The following is an 18,465-nucleotide window of genomic DNA, read 5'->3' as shown; positions in this document are numbered from 1 at the left end:
AGGCCTGCACACCCTCTATACGGTGTGCAGGCCTTTGTTGTTCAATTTTGAATTTTAGCAGTGAAACGGCGGGCTGATGCCGACAAATCAGGCGGCACCGCGCTGTTGCGTTTGCGGGAAGACCACCAGATTGTCATCGTGCCATCTGGTGGTGTCGTTGGCGTTGTCGTCATCAGCATCTGCGTCTTCGTTGCCTGCCGCGGACGCCACCGCACGGTCAAGGGATGCTGTGAGCTCGGTCACATTGCGGTCAACCTCGTCGGCACGACGATTAAGATCAAGGCTGAGCTTGCGGGTGACTTCGATATCTTCGGATACTGCACCGATGGCAGTCGCAACATTGCGCACCGCATCGCCGGCAAGGGCGATGGCACCGGTAATTTCCTCGGTCTCGCGGCGTTGATGTTCAACATCGCCTGCGACCTCTTCGGAAATCGACATCATCGAACGAACCGTGACCCCGACATCCTCCATCGAGGCAACACAGCGATCGGTAACAGCGCCCATGGCGTTGACATGTTCGGTGATCTGTTCGGTCGCGCGTTCGGTCTGGCTAGCAAGGTTTTTGACCTCTGCCGCGACCACGGCAAAGCCCTTGCCAGCATCCCCCGCACGAGCGGCCTCGATGGTGGCATTCAGAGCCAGCATGTTGGTTTGCCCGGCGATGCCCCGGATCAGGTCGACAATCTGTTCGATGCTGGTGGCAACTTCGCGCAGGTCATCGACGGCCTTTGCCGATTCCTCGGTCGAGCCGACAGCACTTTGCGCGATTTCACGTTGATGTTCGACGCGGTTGGCGATCGAGACGATGGCTTCGCGCAGACGGTTGGCAGCATCGCCGATGGCATTGGAATGCGACTGGCTGTCGTGTGCGGCACTGGTTGCGGTTTCGGTTTGTCCGGTGACGCGTTCGGCGGCGGCCGCGACCTCGACCACGGCTTCGCGCATGCGGGTCACCTGATGATTGACCGATTTGACAAGACCGGTGGTCTCGCCCTCAATCGTTTCGGCCATCGCGCCAAGCGATGCACGTCGTTTTTCTTCCTCGATGCGCTGAAGCGTGATGCGTTCCTCGGCCATTTTTTCGATCTTAAGCGCGTTTTCGCGGAAGATCGCAACGGTCCGTGACATCGCCCCGAATTCATCGCGGCGCTTGATATCGGCAAGCGCGATATCGGTGTCGTTTTCACTGAGCCGCGTCATGTCACCATTTACCCGACGCAGCGGACGCAGGATGCTGATCGCGATGCCAAGGGCAAGGGCGACGGCAATCAGAACCCCGATGGCGGCAACCACGATGTTGGTCAGGGCCGAGTTTTCCGACTGATTATGGGCGGCCTCGACCAGGGCAGTTTGATTGGTCATGGCGTCTGTTCGGATATTCTGAGTGATGGTCTGGACTTCACGGACGGCCGATTTGAAGTCATCCATCGATTGACGGAACCCGGCGATGGAGGCTTCGAGCTGGTTGGCACCCTGTTTTAGCAAGTCATTGTCGCGGATCGCGTAGGAGAAAAGTTTTTTCTCGTTGCGCGTCAGACCGTCAAAGGACGCTTTGATTTCTTCCTGAAGATCGGTCAGGGCCGAGGTCTGCGTGCGGGCGGCATCAAGTGAGTCCGCGGTACGCAGGATCGGGAATTGCAGGGAATTGACGATGGCAGCCAAGTTGGCCGCGCCAAGCTTGTCTGCATATTTCTCGGCGATCACCGGATCGCGTTTGGCGATGAAATCTTCAAGCTGGCTTGCGGATTTGCCAAGCTGATTGGCGCCAAGCAGCATGGTTTCCGATGCCGCCGACAGGTTTTCAGCCCGCAGCACAAGGGGCTCCAGCGTTGCGATGTAATCGGCACTAAGGCTTTCAAGTGCATCTGCGCGATCACTATCGCCGTTTTGACGCAGTTGGGTGACAAGGGTGGCACCGCTTTGCTCGGCCGCCTCGCGCATGGTGGTGATGCCTTCGCGGTCAAGCGGATCAACCGTCTGGGCAAACAACAGAACCTGGTTGGAAAGACGTTCCAGACGCAGTGCATAGTCATTGGCAAGCCCGACCAGACCAGTACTTTTGGCAATGCGGTCTGCATGTGCGCCAAAGCCCAGAAGATATGTTGATGACAGGGCAGACAGGCCAACCAGCAGAACAACCAGAACAAAGAAACCGGCGAAGATGCGCGATCCGATACGAATGCGATCAAGAAACATGGGACATCCAAACAGCAAAATTTACGTTTGGCGCGATTCATACATGTGTGCAGGGCGCGGTTTTGTAACAGTTGGATGAAACCCGCATTTGTCGATCAAACAAGGTGCCGGATGGTCATTTGCGCTGCGCAAAACAACATTCCGGCCACCCGAAAATGTTCATATGAACATCGCATTATACAATTGGCCGAAGGTCATTATCCGTTTCGAAGGGCTTCAAAGCGGCAGATTTCCAAAAATCAACCGCGACTCGACCCTCCGCCGCAAGGTTGCTCGGGCCTCCGGCGATTTTTTTGGAATGATGCCAACTAAAATGTCACGATGACAATATTGTACAAGCTGGCATCCGCCCTTGGCGTTATAATGGCCTTATGAACAGTGCTGCGCGACAGAACACGGCAGCCCAGCGTCGCCAGACGTCATCGCGACCGGCGACCGGCCGCCCCCGCGAGATTGCCCGCCACTGGCGGGCAGCCGACGGCATTGATATGTTCGAAGCCGATTACAAGAATTTCTCTTTCCCAAAACACAGCCACGACTATTACGCGTTTGGCACTGTCCTGAACGGGGCGGAGCGGTTTACGACCCGCGGGACAAATTATGTCGCCGCGCGGGGGCAGCTTTTGATGATGAACCCGATGCAAGTGCATGATGGCAGCCCGGCATCCGATGATGGCTATCAATACCAGATCATGTTCATCGACCCGAAGGTGTTTGGCGATCTGGTGACGGAGCTTTCGCCCAAAAACAGTGGCCTGCCGTTTTTTGGCTCCTGTGTCGTCAACGACCCGGAATTGCATTTGCAACTGCAAGGGCTGCACCGCCTGTTTCGCCCGAATGACGATGGCAGCAACGGCAGCAACAGCTTGTTGGAACGCGACAGTCAGCTTCTATACAGTGCCGCCCGGCTTGCGCTGCGCCATGCCGATGCCCCGCCCTATCTGTATCAGCCGGGGTCAGAGGACAAACGTGTTCGGGCGGTGATTGACTATATGGCGGCACATCTGGATGCCAATATATCGCTTGATGATCTTGCGATGATTACCGGGCTCAGCCGGTTTCATTTGCTGCGCGTGTTCCGGGCGGCAACCGGGCTTCCGCCGCATACCTATTTCAATCATATGCGGTTACGGCGTGCCAAGCGGTTGCTGTTTGACGGGGCGAGCATTGCCGATGCGGCCGCGGCCACCGGCTTTGCCGATCAAAGCCACCTGAACCGGCATTTCAAGGCCATGTGGGGTGTCAGCCCCGGCGCGTTTATCGCAAGTCTTGATCCCTAATCGGGCACAAAATCGACATCGCCTGCCCGTCACACGCTTAGCTTGGGCAGGCGACATCAGTTGTATTTACGCGCCAGCGTCGCGGCGCTTCATCGCATCGACCACCAGACACAGTTCTTCGAACAGGACCTGTGCGGCGATATGGGCGGTGTTGGTGGTGGCATCATATTGCGGGGCGACTTCGACAACATCCGCACCGACAAAATCAAGCCCCTTGAGCCCGCGCAGGATCGCCAATGCCTCGCGCGAGGTAAGGCCACCGACTTCCGGCGTGCCGGTGCCTGGTGCGAAGGACGGATCGAGGCAATCAACATCAAAGGACAGATAAACCGGGCCATCTCCGACCACTTCATGGGCCTTGGCGATTACGGCATCAATGCCCATTTTCGGCACTTCTTCGGCGTGGATCACGGTCATGCCGCTGTCATAGGAGAATTCCCAGACATATTCTGACGCACCGCGAATACCGATCTGGATGGTGCGTTCGGGATCAAGGACGCCATCCATAACCGCTTCACGGAACGGGCCGCCATGATGGAAGCGCGAACCGTCATAGGCACCGCAGGTGTCGCAATGGGCATCAAGATGGATCATGCCAACCGGGCGATCCTTGCCCACCGCCTTCTGGATCGAATAGCTGATCGAATGATCACCGCCGACCGCAATCGGAATGACGCCAGCGCCGACAATCTTGCTGAAGTAGGCCTCGATATCTTCGTGGCAGCTTTCAAGCGAATAGCGGCTGCGGAACGGGACATCGCCAATATCGGCAATGCGCGCCATCGCACCGGGCACCATGCGAAGGACATGTTCATACGGACCGATGCGTTCGATATTACGCACCGCCCGCGGGCCAAGACGCGCACCGGCACGGTTACTCACCCCAAGATCCATCGGCACCCCGACGAGTGCGATGTCGAGGTCCGCAAAATTCTCGCGCTCGGCATCAGCAAAAAACGGCGCATCAAGGAAAGTCGGCACCCCGGCAAACGGCCATTTGCGCCCGCCACTTTCGGAAAACTGCGATGCCGCCACTTCGCGGAAATGCGGATCAAAGATGTCGGCACCCTTGGCGTTGCTGTATTTTTCACGCAGTTTTGCAAGCTTGTCGTCGGTGAACATGGGACCTCCTGAAGTGGCACATCGGTTCGATAAAATCTGAACCAATGGCCGGATGTTTTTGTTGGCCCGATCAGATCAAATTGCGCGGCAGTTAAAAATCACGTATTTCTGAACTTTACTTTGGCAATCCTCAAAGTAATGACCCCTTACCCATGGACCCCGCCCGATGATCACGGAACAGGCCGATCTCAAGCTTTTGCGTATCTTCCTGACCATTGTCGAGGCCGGGGGTTTTGCCGCGGCGCAAAGTGATCTCAATCTGTCACTTTCAACAATTTCAAGCTATGTCACCGCCCTTGAAACACGGCTTGGCTTCACGCTTTGCAAACGCGGGCGGGGTGGTTTTGCCCTGACACGCGAAGGCCAGGTGGTGTTTGAAGAAGCCCACCGGCTGTTCAAATCGGTCGCGCAATATGAAACCAAGATGCGGGCGCTGCGTGACAAGCTAAGCGGCACACTGACCATTGGCCTGACCGACAACACCATCACCGATCCGGGAGCACGGCGGATCGAAAAAACCATTGCGCGGTTTATGGAACGCGCGCCGGATGTGACACTGAATGTCGTGACTTATCCGCCCAATGACCTGCTGCGCGAAGTGGTGACCGACAATATCCAGATCGGTATTTGCAGCTTCCCAAAGACCGTGCTGGGTCTGCGCTATATCCCGCTTTATGACGAGATCCACCGGTTCTATTGCGGGTCAGACCATCCGCTTTTTGCGCTGGATGATGCGGACATCGATATTGATGAAATCCGGCGTTATCGCCTGATCGGCCGCAAATCCTGGCTGGGGCGGGATTTGAAGGAATTCGCGATTTCGCGCCCGCATGCGACCGTCTCGGACATGGAGGCCGAGGCACGCCTGATCCTGTCTGGCGCCTTTTTGGGCTATTTGCCCGAACATTACGCCAAGCAGTTTGTCGAGGCCGGGCGCATGCGCATGGTGCTGCCGGATCGGTTGAAGGTCAAAGTCACCTTTCAGGCAAGCCTTGATGACAGCAAGCAACCCGATCCGATCACCAAGCTGTTCCTTGATATGCTGATCGCCGATTTCGCCACCGAACGAGCCTGAGCCGCAGGCCCAAAACCGACACCAACAACCGATAGCAATATCGTCCAATACCGCCTATTTGATATCGGGCAGTATGGCGCCTGAAATGATGGCTCCTCGCCCACCCGTTTACGCCCATGAAAGTGCCGGTCGCCAAAACGAACCGGCACCAACAACCACAGGAAACGTCGGAAATGTCACGCCCCGGGCAGACCGAAATTCAGACCGAGAACCAGACCCAAAACCAGTCCCATACAGGGCATTTCGACGCGGATACCATCCGGCGCGGTGCCCTTGCCTGCCTGCCGCTTTTGCCCAGCACCATTATCTTTGGTGCGGTGCTTGGTGTGCTGGCCGCGCAGCGCGGCTTGTCACTTGGCGAGCTGTTGTTCATGAGCCTCGCTGTATTTGCCGGATCGGCACAGTTCGTGTCGGTCGATCTTTGGCGCGAAACCATTCCGAGTGCGACCATCATCATCGCAACGGCGGTGATCAATATGCGCTATATCCTGATCGGGGCGTCGCTGCGACCGGTGTTTCGCGGTCGTCCGCTGTGGGTCAAGGTGACCGGCATGCATATGGTGGCCGATGAAAACTGGGCCGTGTCGATGACGCAAAAGGATTTGGCCAATCCCGGCTTTTTGCTGGGTGGGGGGATTTTCCTGGGCGTGGTCTGGGCTACCGGCAATACGGTTGGCTACCTTCTGGGCGGCGGTATTCCCGACCCGGAGGTTTATGCGCTTGATTTCGCTTTTACCGCCGTCTTTGCCGCACTGACCATTGGCATGTGGAAGGGCAAGGTTGACCTTTTGCCATGGATTGCCGCCGCGATCGGATCGGTCATTGGCCATTACACTTTGCCCGGTACCTGGTCGATCCTGGCCGGTGCGGGTGCCGGTGTCCTTGTCGCCGCCCTGACTTGGCGCGAAGACATGGATGATGACAGCCTTGAGGTCGAATTTGCCGTTGAAGGCCGGGATGCCTATGGCGCACCCGAAGGCACAAACGCCGCCAAACCTGCAACGGAGACTGCAATGGAGACGGGCCAATGACCCAATTCCCCGATCTGACAAGTTTCAGCCTTGAGGCCGTTCTGACCATCCTTGGCATGGCGGCTGTGACCTATGGCATGCGTCTGGGCGGGCTTTTGATGGCGGACCGTTTGCCGCAACATGGCCGCTGGGCGCATGTGCTGGAACGCCTGCCCGGTGCGGTTTTGATTTCCGTCTGGGTACCAAGCGCGCTTTCGGCAGGGGCCATCGGCATTGCCGGGGCGGCGGCCACCGTGATTACCATGGCGCTTGCGCGCAACCTGTTTGCTGCCATGGCGGTTGGTATGGTTCTGGTCGGTGTGGGCCGGTATTTTATCGGCAACTAGACAACCGCCGAAGACACACAAAGAAAAAGCCGCCCTCGGATGAAGGCGGCTTTTTGCGTTTGGCTGCGTGCGAAAGTTACGCAGCAATCAGGTTCTGTTCGCGGGTGGCTTCGAATTTGAGGTTCGGCCAGTCACGTTGTGTGGTTTCAAGATGCCAGGCGTTGCGCGCGATGAAGACCAGTGTTTCGTCATGGTCTTCAAACAGGGCGGACTGGTTGGCATCCCGGAATTTCTTGATTTCAAGCGGATCATCGCCCACCACCCAGCGGGCGGCATAGGCAGGCGTCGGTTCGAAATGCACCTTGATGCCGTATTCGGCCGAGATGCGTTCTTTCAGAACCTCGAACTGAAGCTGTCCGACCACGCCAACGATCCAGTCCGCACCCATCATCGGCTTGAAGACCTGGGATGCACCTTCTTCGGCGAGCTGTTCAAGCGCGCGCTGAAGGTGCTTGCCCTTCAGCGGATCATCAAGGCGGACTTTCTGGAGCAATTCCGGTGCAAAGGCCGGAACCCCACGGAAGCGAAGATCTTCGCCCTCGGTCAGGGTATCGCCAATGCGCAAGGTGCCGTGGTTTGGAATACCGATGATATCGCCCGGCCAGGCTTCTTCGGCAATGTCACGTTCATTGGCAAAGAACAGCATCGGGTTATGCACGGCCATCAGTTTGCCTGCACGCACATGCTTAAGCTTCATGCCGCGTTTGAAATGGCCCGAGCACAGACGAATAAACGCAATACGGTCACGGTGGTTCGGGTCGATGTTGGCTTGTACCTTGAACACGAAGCCGGCGACCTTTGGCTCCACCGCTTCGACTAGGCGCGTTGCCGCTTCTTGCGGGCGCGGGGTCGGTGCGATTTCGCCAATGCCGCGCAACAATTCACGCACGCCAAAGTTATTGACCGCCGACCCAAAGAAGACCGGGGTCAGATGGCCTTCGCGGTAGCTTTGCAAATCAAATGGCGGGCAGATTTCGCGCACCATTTCGACTTCTTCACGCAGCTTTTCCAGAAGGTAATCCGGGATCAGTTCATCAAGCTTTGGATCATCAAGCCCCTTGATCGGAATGGCTTCCTTGACGACATTGCCGCCTTTTTCCATGAACAGAAGCTGATCATTGACCAGATCATAACAACCATGGAAATCACGGCCCGAGCCAATCGGCCAGGTAACCGGCGACACATCAAGGGCAAGATCCTGTTCGATCTGATCGATCAGTTCGAACGAATCCCGTGCTTCGCGGTCAAGCTTGTTAACGAACGTCGTGATCGGCACGTCACGCAGACGGCAAACCTCAAACAGCTTGCGCGTCTGGGCCTCGATGCCCTTCGCGCCGTCAATCACCATGACAGCCGAGTCAACGGCGGTCAGCACGCGATAGGTATCTTCGGAAAAGTCTTCGTGGCCCGGCGTATCAAGCAGGTTGAAGATATTTTCTTCGAACTCGAACGTCATAACCGCAGAGGACACGGAAATACCGCGATCCTGTTCGATCTTCATGAAGTCCGAACGGGCACCCTTTTGTTCCTTTTTCGCCTTCACTGCACCAGCCATCTGGATGGCACCCCCGAAAAGAAGCAGTTTTTCGGTCAGGGTGGTTTTACCCGCATCCGGGTGGGCAATGATAGCGAAGGTACGGCGACGCGATACCTGCTTGTCAATCATCGACATGGTTATCAACTTTAATCCGATATGAATTTCTTGGCGCGCAATGTAGCGATTTTTAACGTCATTGCCACCGTGAAATCATCATATCGGACATGAAGCGGGCGGTTTAACCCAGCCAGGCTTGCGAAATAACGCCAATTGCGAACGAACCGACCAGCGCATAAACCAGATACAGCGCAAAGACCGGCTTTTTGACCAGCGCAAAAACGGCAATCGCCGCCGGGATGGACGATACCCCGCCGGCCACCAGAAACGCCATCGCCGCCCCCGATTGCATGCCCTGCGCAATCAGGCCTTCCATGATCGGAAGGGCGGCATAGCCATTCAAATAGGCCGGAACCCCGACAAGGGTGGCAATGGCAATCGGGCCAATCCCGTCACCACCAAGCAATCCACTGACACTTTCAGCCGGGACATAGGCGACCATGATGCTTTCAAGCAGGAAGGCAAAGGCGATCCACTTGCCCAAAAAGAGCATGTTGGCAATCGCGGACGATCTGAACTTTTTGATCCGTTCATCATCGCGCCAGAACTTCCAGACAACCGCCTTGTGTGAACGGACCTTGGCCCCGCCGCAGCCACCATTTCCCACCCCGTCACGCAACGGATCAGAAAGGAAGCCCCGCGAGCCCAGCCATAGGGTGACAAAGCCGCCCATCAAACCAAGACCAATCGCCGAGATCATTTTAATCACCGCGAATTCGGTCCCAAGCGTGCCCGCGGTCAGAACAAACATCGCCGGGTCAATCACCGGACTTGCCAGCCAAAATGCCATGACCGGTGCCAACGGCACCCCCATGGCAAGCAGGGCCGCAATCAGCGGGATCACCCCGCAGGAGCAAAAGGGCGACAGTGCCCCGAAGGCGGCCGCGGTAAACACCATCCGCACAGGCCGCCCGGCAAAGGCGCGCGAAATCAGGTTATCGGCCCCGGTTGCCGTCGCGTAGGCGGCAATGCCGATTGAGAGCACCAGAAACGGTGCCGTGCTAACAAAGGACTCAGCCGTGAACTGCAAACTTGGGACAAATTGCGGCGCGTCAAAGATAAAGATCGCAGCAAGGATGATGCAGGATGCCAGCAAAACCCGGTCTGTTTGTCGGGCAGAAGTGCCGATGCGGCGCAATTGAAATGTCAGGGCACTCATATCTATATCCCTAGAAAATTAGTTATATTGATCCAAAAAAAATGCCCGACCTAGCAGGCCTTTTCCGTTTGATGGGCGGCATCAAGATCGACACCGCTGCAACATTCATCGGTGATGAAGCCGACAAGATCGCGCATAACATCGAAATCAGCCCGATTACGGGTTTCGCGCCCCAGTTTTTCCTGTTTGACCAGACCAGCCTGAACCAAGGTGCCGAGATGATGGGAAAGGGTTGATGCCGGAAGGCCAAGCACCCGCCCGATATCGCCAATATTAAGCCCCTCGTCCCCGGCCTTGACCAGCAGACGATAGATTTTCAGACGGGCTTCGTGGCCCAGTGCGGCAAAGGCCGGTGCAATGGTTTTTTCACTCATGCGGTCATTATAACTATATTTCTAGTTATTTAAATACATTTTCTGCAGCTCCCACATCTGGCTGATTCAAATATCCTTTTTGACGTCGCACTTGGGCATGACCACCACTGCAATACAAATGTCACTTGCCAGCGCCAATATATGTCGATATTTCCCGACATATGGAAACAAAACACGCAATCAGCGCCCTTGGCGCCTTGGCACAGGAACACAGACTGGCAGCATTCCGCTTGCTGGTCCGGGCCGGGAATGACGGTATTGCCGCGGGCGAACTGGCCCGGCAGATATCCATTCCGCACAACACCATGTCATCACACCTGACCACACTTAGTCAGGCCGGGCTGATTACCAGCACCCGCGAAGGCCGGTCGATCATTTACCGGATCGTTCCCGATGCCATGCGCGATCTTCTGGGGTTTCTTGCAGATGACTGCTGTCAGGGGCACCCCGAACTGTGCGGGCTGCCAAGCCGTTCTGCCACCGTCGATAAAAAAGGATGCTGCTAGATGGGTATTTTCGAACGTTTTCTGACCATCTGGGTTGCTGTCAGCATCGTGGTCGGCATCGTCTTGGGCGAGATGTTCCCCGGCGTGTTTCAGGCGATTGGCAATCTGACCGTCTATGAGATCAATCTGCCGGTGACGGTTCTGATCTGGTTGATGATTGTGCCAATGTTGATGAAGGTAGATTTTGGTGCGCTTCTCGAAGTCGGTCGGCAATGGCGCGGGATCGGTGTCACGCTTGGTGTGAATTGGCTGATCAAACCGTTTACCATGGCAGCCCTTGGCTGGTTGTTTATCGGCTTTCTGTTCCGCCCGCTTTTGCCCGAGTCACAAATCGAAAGCTATATCGCCGGTCTTATCCTGTTGGGGGCAGCCCCCTGCACGGCGATGGTGTTTGTCTGGTCACACCTGACCAAGGGGGATGCGAACTTTACGCTGACCCAGGTAGCACTTAATGACACGATCATGATCTTTGCCTTTGCGCCGATTGTGGCCTTGTTGCTGGGCATTTCGGCGATCACCATTCCTTGGGAAACGCTGACCATTTCGGTTGTGGCGTTTATCGTTATTCCAGTGATTGTCGGCCAGATCATCCGAAACCGCGTCATGAAAGGCGGGGTCGCGGCATTCAATAGCTTTGATGCCAGGCTTAAACCCGTATCGATGATTGCGTTGCTTAGCACGCTGGTTCTGCTGTTTGCCTTTCAGGGGCAGCAGATCATTGCCCAGCCGATGATCATTGCCCTTCTGGCGGTGCCGATCATTTTGCAGACCTACTTCATCGCCGCCATCGCCTATGTCGCCAACAAGGTGCTGGGTGTGGAGCATAAAATCGCCGCCCCGTCTTCGATGATCGGGGCCTCGAACTTCTTTGAACTGGCTGTGGCGACCGCCATCGGGTTGTTTGGCTTTTCATCGGGGGCGGCCCTTGCCACCGTGGTTGGTGTGCTGGTCGAAGTGCCGGTGATGCTGTCGCTTGTCGCCATTGCCAACCGCACCCGTGGCTGGTTCACTCCATCAAAAATTGCAAACTAACGGAGCCCTGATATGAGCCGCAAAATCCGCATTGGCATCAATGGTTTTGGCCGCATGGGCCGTCTGGTTCTGCGCGCAGGATGGGGTCACCCGGACCTTGAATTTGTCCATATCAACGAAATCAAGGGCGGGGCGGTTACCGCGGCCCACTTGCTGGAATTTGATTCGGTCCATGGCCGCTGGGGTAATGGTGTTGCCTGCATCGATGATTATGTGGTCATCGATCAGACGCACAAGATCAGTTTTAGCGAAAATGCCACCCCCGGCGAGACCGATTGGGTCGGCATGGGATGCGACATTGTTCTGGAATGCACCGGCAAGTTCAAAACGCCCGAGACATTGAAGTCCTATTTTGATCAGGGGGTTAAAAAGGTCATCGTTGCCGCCCCGGTCAAAGAAGGTGCGCTTAATATCGTCTATGGCGTGAATGATGATCTTTATGACCCAACGCAGCATCACCTTTTGACCGCGGCGAGCTGCACGACCAACTGTCTGGCACCGGTGGTCAAGGTCATGCATGAGAAACTTGGCATCGTGCATGGATCGATCACCACCATTCATGATGTGACCAACACCCAGACGATTGTTGATCTGCCGCACAAGGATTTGCGTCGTGCGCGGTCGTGCCTGCAATCGCTTATCCCGACCAGCACCGGCTCGGCGACCGCAATCACGATGATTTACCCGGAACTCAAGGGCAAGCTGAACGGTATTGCCGTGCGTGTCCCGTTGCTGAATGCGTCGCTGACCGATTGTGTCTTTGAAGTCGCAGAAGACACCGATAATGAGACCGTCAATCGCCTGATGCGCGAGGCATCTGAAACCTATCTTGCCGGTATTCTTGGCTATGAAGAACGCCCGCTGGTCAGTGCCGACTACCTTAATGACAGCCGGTCTTCGATTATCGATGCCGGATCAACGATGGTGATCGACAAGCGGCAGGTCAAAATCCTGGCCTGGTATGACAATGAATGGGGATATGTCTGCCGGATGGCGGATTTGGCGGCCAAAGTCGCGCAACACCTGTTGGGGAAATAGCAAAATGTCGGCCGCAATCCGCAACTATGCGCTGGTCACCGGGGCCTATTGGGGCTTTACCCTGACCGACGGGGCGCTTCGTATGTTGGTGCTGTTGCACTTTCATGCGCTGGGCTATTCGGCATTTGAAATCGCGTTGTTGTTCATCCTGTACGAAGTGGCAGGCATCGTCACCAATCTGGTCGGTGGATGGCTGGCCCAGGCACGCGGATTGCGCTTTACCCTTTTTGCCGGGTTGGCATTGCAAATTGCATCGCTGACCGCACTATCATTTACCAACCCCGATTGGCTTCCGGCGATTTCGGTCGCCTATGTCATGGGGCTTCAGGCGGCATCGGGGGTGGCCAAGGATCTGACCAAGATGTCGAGCAAATCGGCGATCAAGGTTTTGGTCCCGGCCCATGCCGAAGGGGCACTTTTCCGCTGGGTCGCACTTTTGACCGGATCGAAGAACGCGCTTAAGGGTGTGGGCTTTTTCATGGGTGGTGCGTTGCTGTCCTGGCTTGGCTTTTCCGGTGCGCTTCTGGCGATGGCAGCGGGCCTTGCGCTGACACTTGTGGCGGTTGCGATATCGCTCGGCTCTGCGATGGCAGGCCCGGCAGGTGCGATGAAGCCGAAATTTCGCGATGTCTTTTCGCGTGATCGCAAGATCAATGTGCTGTCCGCCGCCCGGCTGTTTTTGTTTGGATCGCGCGATATCTGGTTTGTCGTGGGCCTTCCGGTGTTTCTGGCGTCAGAGCTTGGCTGGGGCCATATTGAGGTCGGCAGTTACATGGCGCTTTGGGTGATCGGATATGGCTTTATTCAGGCCATTGCACCGAAGATGCTGCGTGCGAAAACCCGTGAACCCGATGGCCGAACTGCGCAAATCTGGATCGCCGCCCTTATTGCCGTGTCTGCTGCTATTGCCATCGCCATCACACAGAACTTCGCCCCGGAACTTGCCGTTCTGGGTGGGTTGCTGGTGTTCGGGATTGTCTTTGCGATCAATTCATCGCTGCATTCCTACCTGATCCTTGCCTATGCCGAGGGCGACAAGGTCGCTATGAATGTCGGGTTTTATTATATGTCGAACGCCATCGGGCGTTTGACCGGAACGGTGCTTTCGGGGGTGGCCTATCTTTATGGCGGGTTGGTCGGATGCCTTGTGACATCAATCGCGTTTTTAACGCTCGCCTGGGTGATCAGTAGCGCCCTGCCATCGCGCTCAGCAACACCAACGCACGGTTGATTGGAAAAAACTTCCTTCGCAGATGCGGGATAAATACCTGAAAAGACTCATAAAGCGAATTCATGAAACTTTAATCGCGCAAAAAGCCGTGACAAGGCACTGCATATAGGGGTACGATTCCAATTAACGGTCAATAACTGGACCGCAGGAGGAGTTCCCGAGTGCCGCGAAAAAGCGTCTTAAACCGAGAATTTTCGCCCCCCGGATCGCACATGCAACATGCTGTGACCGGCGGAAACTCCTACCGCCACTTCCATCGCGAGATGAAAATTGAATGCGCGCCTTTCCATAACGGAATGGCGCGTTTTGCTTTTTTGGCCACTTTGTTGAGGTGATTGTCATGGGTAAGCGCGCAGCACGTCGTCGTAACCGTCCGCAGCAGTCTAATAACAATGTTCATGAACTGTTTGATGAAAACAATGCTGATTGGCACCCGCTTGGCGGGTCGGATCAGACCGGAACAGAACAGAAAGGACAACGCGATCAAAGCTACCGCCGCAACATCCGCCCGAAAAGTGAAAACCAGGCAGCCCTGATGGATGCCATCGACAATTACAATCTGGTCATGGCCCTTGGCCCGGCCGGCACCGGCAAGACCTATATCGCCGTCTCCAAGGCGGTCGAAGCCCTTGATAACGGCGACATCGCCCGCATTGTTCTGGCCCGCCCGGCAGTTGAGGCCGGGGAAAATATCGGCTTCCTGCCAGGCGACGTCGAAGCCAAAATGGCACCGTATCTGCGCCCGCTTTATGATGCGCTCAACGATCGTCTGGGGGCGAAGCGACTTAAGACTTATATCTCCGATGGCACGATCGAAATTGCACCGATCGGCTATATGCGGGGTCGCACGCTCAACAACGCCTTTGTGGTGATCGACGAGGCGCAGAACTGCACATACGGACAGCTTAAGATGCTGGTCACCCGCCTTGGCTGGAACTCCACCATGATCCTGACCGGCGACCCGGACCAGACCGACCTTCTGCCGGAAATGTCGGGTCTTTCGGAAATGTCCGAACGTCTTGAAAATGTCGAGGATGTCGCCTGCGTCCAGCTGCGTGACAAGGACATCGTCCGTCACCCGCTGGTCGCAAGTATGTTGACCGTTCTTTAGGTTTCAACACAGCAAACTGCAAAAACACTGCATAAAACAAAGGCGGGCCCGAAAGGGTCCGCCATTTTTTGTGGTCATCTGTGAAACCGGCTGGCGCCTAGCGCCCCATGGCCGCGACTTCGCCGCCACTGTTATTGACCGGGATGTCGTGCTGCCCGGCACGTTTGGCGCGGCCGGTGTGCCAGAATTCCGGATCCTCGGTATAGCCGCTGAATTCATCAAGATGGATGTCTTCGGGCGGTTCGGGATGGATGGTGATATCGAGATCAGGATATTCGGCACGGATGCTGTCCATCACCTGATGACAGATGGTGTGCGATTCGCGCATCAGCATGCCGCCATCCATGATCAATTCGATCTCGGCAAAGCGATGCACGCCCGATGACCGGGTCCGCAGACGGTGGATACCGATGACATCGGGGTTTTTCATGGTCAGTTCGATGATGCGCTGGCTATCAGATTCGGGTAGTTCCGCATCCATCAAAACCTTGACCGAGGTCCGACCAACCTTGACCGCGGAATACAGCAGGAAGATCGCAACCAGTCCACCAATCGCCGGATCGGCCCAGGCAAGGCCCGACATCCCGCCAAACAGGGCAATCATCACCGCCAGATTGGACAGGATATCGCTGCTGTAATGAAGCGAGTCCGCCTCGACTGCGGCGGAGCCTGAAATCCGCACCGCCTTGCGTTGAAGCAAAACCAGGCCAATGGTCATGATCAGCGAAACGCCCATGATCCAAAGGCCTTCGACGGCAAAGGAAATCGGCATGGGTTCGGTGATGCGCGATGCCGCCTCTGCCAGAACCAGGATCGCAGCCCCAATCATGAAGGCAGACTGGAACAGACCGGCAAGCGGTTCTGCCTTGCCATGGCCAAACCGGTGATCGTAATCCGCCGGACGCCAGGCCGACCGCACCGCCATGAAGTTGATCACAGAGGTACCAACGTCAAGCATGCTATCAATCATCGAAGATAGAAGGCTGACGGAATCGGTCAGAAACCAGCCGACAGCCTTGATCAGGATCAGTGTCGCAGCAATGACAATGGAGGCCGTCGTTGCACGACGCGCCCAAGTCTCTTTCTGTGCTATGTCAATGACGGGACATTGACTCATCAGTTGTCAACCTCTGGCCTACCAATACGCTTACTGACCACCGTTTTATAGCCTGTTTGCGTACAATATGTAATGTCTATTGCCATATTTTCGCCCGTCCTAGGGCAGCAAATAGCGCATATTTGATATTCCGCAAGGTTTCCAAGCCTTTTTAAAGGGATTATATGTCGCATCCGGGCACATAATTGATACTGTAAAGCCTGCTAGGGACGAGAAACGATAATATGATTGTAGAGATCGGACATTACGCGCTGATACTGTCATTGGTGATGGCAGTGGCCCAATCCACCGTACCGTTTCTGGCGGCATCGCGGCGTGACGCCGCACTTCTGGCCGTCGCACCACGGTTGGCTTTGGCATGCTTTGCACTGGTCGCGGCGAGTTTCCTTGCGCTGACCTATGCCTATGTCAGTTCCGACTTCTCGGTCCTTAACGTTCTGGCTAACAGCCACACCTCCAAACCGATGATCTACAAGATCACCGGTGTTTGGGCCAATCACGAAGGATCGATGCTGCTTTGGGTGCTGATCCTGACCCTGTTTGGTGGCGCGGTTGCGGCATTTGGCCGCAATCTTCCGCCTACCCTGCTGGCCCGTGTGCTGGGTGTGATGGGGCTGATCGGGGCTGGCTTTATCCTGTTTATTGTTCTGACCTCGAACCCGTTTGAGCGCGTCTTGAACCCGCCGCTGGATGGGGAAGGCATGAACCCGCTGTTGCAGGACCCGGGCATCGCCATTCATCCGCCGTTCCTTTATCTCGGCTATGTCGGGTTTTCAGTCGCCTTTGCCTTTGCAGTCGCAGCCCTTATTGAAGGCCGGGTTGATCCGGCCTGGGCACGTTGGGTGCGCCCCTGGACACTGGCAGCCTGGGTCTTTTTGACCGCTGGCATCGGGCTTGGTTCCTGGTGGGCCTATTACGAGCTTGGCTGGGGTGGCTGGTGGTTCTGGGACCCGGTCGAAAACGCATCCTTCATGCCATGGCTTGCGGGGACTGCGCTTTTGCATTCGGCCATCGTAGTGGAAAAGCGTGACGCACTGAAAAGCTGGACCATCTTTCTGGCGATCCTGGCGTTTTCCTTCTCGCTTCTGGGGACGTTTCTTGTGCGGTCGGGTGCTCTGACCTCGGTGCATGCCTTTGCCACCGATCCGACGCGCGGGGTGTTTATCCTGTTCCTGCTGTTCATTGCGGTTGGCGGGTCGCTAACACTTTATGCCTGGCGGGCACCGACATTGAAGGGCGGCGGGCTGTTTCAGCCGATTTCGCGCGAAGGGGCGCTTATTTTTAACAATGTCCTTTTGTCGATTGCCGCCGCCATGGTGTTGCTCGGCACGCTTTATCCGTTGCTGCTTGAAACCCTGACTGGCGAGAAAATCTCGGTCGGGGCACCGTTCTTTAATGCGACCTTCGTTCCGATCATCACGCCGGTGATTGTCGCGATGGCTTTTGGGCCATTGATGCCGTGGAAACGTGCCGACCTTCTGGGCGTGTTTAACAAGCTCAAGATCGCCCTTGCGGTTGCCGCCGTTGTCGTGCTGGTGACACTTTGGCTTTCGGGTGGCCCGGCCTTTGCCCTGTTCGGGATGGGGCTTGCAGCCTGGCTGTTTGTCGGATCGATCCTTGAATGGTCGGGCCGGATCAAATTGTTCCGCGAGCCAATTGGCACCAGCCTGCGCCGCATGCGCAATCTGCCGCGCTCGGCCCACGGCACGATGCTGGCCCATGCCGGTGTGGCAATCGTGGTGGCCGGTATCACCGGATCACAGGCCTGGACCGAGGAAGCCGTTCAGTCACTTGCCGTCGGCGAAAGCACCGAACTTGCCGGGCATACCTTTATCCTGTCTGGCATCCGCGAATATCAGGGGCCGAACTATGCCGCCCGCGAAGCGGAAATCACCATCACCACACCGGGCGAACGCACCGTTGTCCTGACACCGGAAAAACGCGTCTATACGGTCGAAGGCATGCCAACCACCGAGGCCGGCATTCAATCAAGCTTCACCGGCGATATCTATGCCGTCATCGGCGATCAGGATGAAAGTGGCAAATGGATCACGCGGTTTTACGTCAAACCGCTGATCCCATGGATGTGGTTTGGCGGGCTTGTCATGGTGTTTGGCGGTTTGATGTCGCTTTCGGATCGTCGTTATCGCATCGGGGCACCAACCCGTTCCCACAAAACTGCCGCCAAAGCAGTGCCCGCAGAATAAGCC

17 protein-coding genes are annotated in these 18,465 nt (G+C 56.3%); 11 read left to right on the top strand and 6 right to left on the bottom strand.

Translation table 11 applies throughout. The features are described from left to right. Positions 1-87: 87 nt before the first annotated feature. Positions 88-2,199, bottom strand: a complete 2,112-nt coding sequence (locus IT893_RS01425) for a methyl-accepting chemotaxis protein (protein ID WP_197146591.1) — start codon at positions 2,197-2,199, stop codon at positions 88-90. A gap of 88 nt (positions 2,200-2,287) precedes the next feature. On the opposite strand from IT893_RS01425, the gene IT893_RS01420 reads away from it, so the two are divergent. Together IT893_RS01420 and IT893_RS01415 are read left to right on the top strand one after the other, a co-directional pair. Continuing rightward, complete coding sequence (locus IT893_RS01420; RefSeq protein ID WP_197146590.1) at positions 2,288-2,524, top strand: hypothetical protein; 237 nt, start codon at positions 2,288-2,290, stop codon at positions 2,522-2,524. A gap of 46 nt (positions 2,525-2,570) precedes the next feature. Continuing rightward, positions 2,571-3,479, top strand: coding sequence for an AraC family transcriptional regulator (locus tag IT893_RS01415; protein WP_008889783.1), 909 nt, complete (start codon positions 2,571-2,573; stop codon positions 3,477-3,479). A 66-nt stretch (positions 3,480-3,545) separates the two neighbouring features. Here IT893_RS01415 and speB read toward each other — a convergent pair whose 3' ends face one another. Beyond that, positions 3,546-4,601 (bottom strand): agmatinase, encoded by a 1,056-nt coding sequence (gene speB / locus IT893_RS01410; protein ID WP_197146589.1) that lies wholly within the window; start codon positions 4,599-4,601, stop codon positions 3,546-3,548. 166 nt (positions 4,602-4,767) lie between these two features. Here speB and IT893_RS01405 point away from each other — a divergent pair, with 166 nt between their 5' ends. The 3 genes from IT893_RS01405 to IT893_RS01395 all read left to right on the top strand — a co-directional run bounded on the left by IT893_RS01405 (position 4,768) and on the right by IT893_RS01395 (position 7,033). Beyond that, positions 4,768-5,676 (top strand): LysR family transcriptional regulator, encoded by a 909-nt coding sequence (locus tag IT893_RS01405; protein ID WP_197146588.1) that lies wholly within the window; start codon positions 4,768-4,770, stop codon positions 5,674-5,676. Positions 5,677-5,849: 173 nt separating this feature from the next. Next, positions 5,850-6,707, top strand: a complete 858-nt coding sequence (locus IT893_RS01400) for an AzlC family ABC transporter permease (protein ID WP_197146587.1) — start codon at positions 5,850-5,852, stop codon at positions 6,705-6,707. Next, positions 6,704-7,033, top strand: coding sequence for an AzlD family protein (locus tag IT893_RS01395; RefSeq protein ID WP_197146586.1), 330 nt, complete (start codon positions 6,704-6,706; stop codon positions 7,031-7,033). The genes IT893_RS01400 and IT893_RS01395 overlap by 4 nt, the downstream gene beginning before the upstream one ends. Before the next feature lie 76 nt (positions 7,034-7,109). Here the strand turns inward: IT893_RS01395 and IT893_RS01390 are convergent, their stop codons facing one another. From IT893_RS01390 to IT893_RS01380, 3 genes are all read right to left on the bottom strand, one after another. Then, positions 7,110-8,705: a peptide chain release factor 3 gene (locus tag IT893_RS01390; protein WP_008889778.1), complete on the bottom strand. Its 1,596-nt coding sequence runs from the start codon at positions 8,703-8,705 to the stop codon at positions 7,110-7,112. Between the two features lie 103 nt (positions 8,706-8,808). Beyond that, on the bottom strand, positions 8,809-9,846 hold the full coding sequence (locus IT893_RS01385) for a permease (RefSeq protein ID WP_008889777.1): 1,038 nt from the start codon (positions 9,844-9,846) through the stop codon (positions 8,809-8,811). Positions 9,847-9,896: 50 nt separating this feature from the next. Next, on the bottom strand, positions 9,897-10,220 hold the full coding sequence (locus IT893_RS01380) for a helix-turn-helix transcriptional regulator (RefSeq protein WP_008889776.1): 324 nt from the start codon (positions 10,218-10,220) through the stop codon (positions 9,897-9,899). 161 nt (positions 10,221-10,381) lie between these two features. Between IT893_RS01380 and IT893_RS01375 the strand changes: the two genes are divergently transcribed. From IT893_RS01375 to IT893_RS01355, 5 genes are all read left to right on the top strand, one after another. Next, positions 10,382-10,726 carry a helix-turn-helix transcriptional regulator gene (locus IT893_RS01375; RefSeq protein ID WP_197146585.1) on the top strand — a complete coding sequence of 115 codons (345 nt, stop codon included), beginning with the start codon at positions 10,382-10,384 and terminating at the stop codon, positions 10,724-10,726. Continuing rightward, positions 10,727-11,758: an ACR3 family arsenite efflux transporter gene (arsB, locus tag IT893_RS01370; protein ID WP_197146584.1), complete on the top strand. Its 1,032-nt coding sequence runs from the start codon at positions 10,727-10,729 to the stop codon at positions 11,756-11,758. 12 nt (positions 11,759-11,770) lie between these two features. After that, positions 11,771-12,796: an ArsJ-associated glyceraldehyde-3-phosphate dehydrogenase gene (locus IT893_RS01365; protein ID WP_197146583.1), complete on the top strand. Its 1,026-nt coding sequence runs from the start codon at positions 11,771-11,773 to the stop codon at positions 12,794-12,796. A gap of 4 nt (positions 12,797-12,800) precedes the next feature. After that, entirely contained in the window at positions 12,801-14,027 is a 1,227-nt protein-coding gene (arsJ, locus tag IT893_RS01360; protein ID WP_197146582.1) for an organoarsenical effux MFS transporter ArsJ, read from the top strand. Between the two features lie 340 nt (positions 14,028-14,367). Continuing rightward, a complete protein-coding gene (locus IT893_RS01355; RefSeq protein WP_008889771.1) occupies positions 14,368-15,138 on the top strand; it encodes a PhoH family protein in 771 nt (256 codons plus the stop codon). Between the two features lie 97 nt (positions 15,139-15,235). Here the strand turns inward: IT893_RS01355 and IT893_RS01350 are convergent, their stop codons facing one another. Continuing rightward, complete coding sequence (locus tag IT893_RS01350) at positions 15,236-16,255, bottom strand: cation diffusion facilitator family transporter (RefSeq protein ID WP_008889770.1); 1,020 nt, start codon at positions 16,253-16,255, stop codon at positions 15,236-15,238. A 224-nt stretch (positions 16,256-16,479) separates the two neighbouring features. Between IT893_RS01350 and IT893_RS01345 the strand changes: the two genes are divergently transcribed. Beyond that, the gene (locus IT893_RS01345; protein ID WP_197146581.1) at positions 16,480-18,462 is read left to right on the top strand and encodes a heme lyase CcmF/NrfE family subunit; all 1,983 of its coding nucleotides are present in this window, start codon (positions 16,480-16,482) and stop codon (positions 18,460-18,462) included. Positions 18,463-18,465: the final 3 nt, after the last annotated feature.

This window comes from Thalassospira sp. A40-3 (assembly GCF_015871485.1).
Lineage (GTDB): Bacteria > Pseudomonadota > Alphaproteobacteria > Rhodospirillales > Thalassospiraceae > Thalassospira > Thalassospira tepidiphila.
The sequence above is the reverse complement of the archived record's forward strand: the minus strand, read 5'-3'. Positions and strand labels throughout refer to the sequence as shown.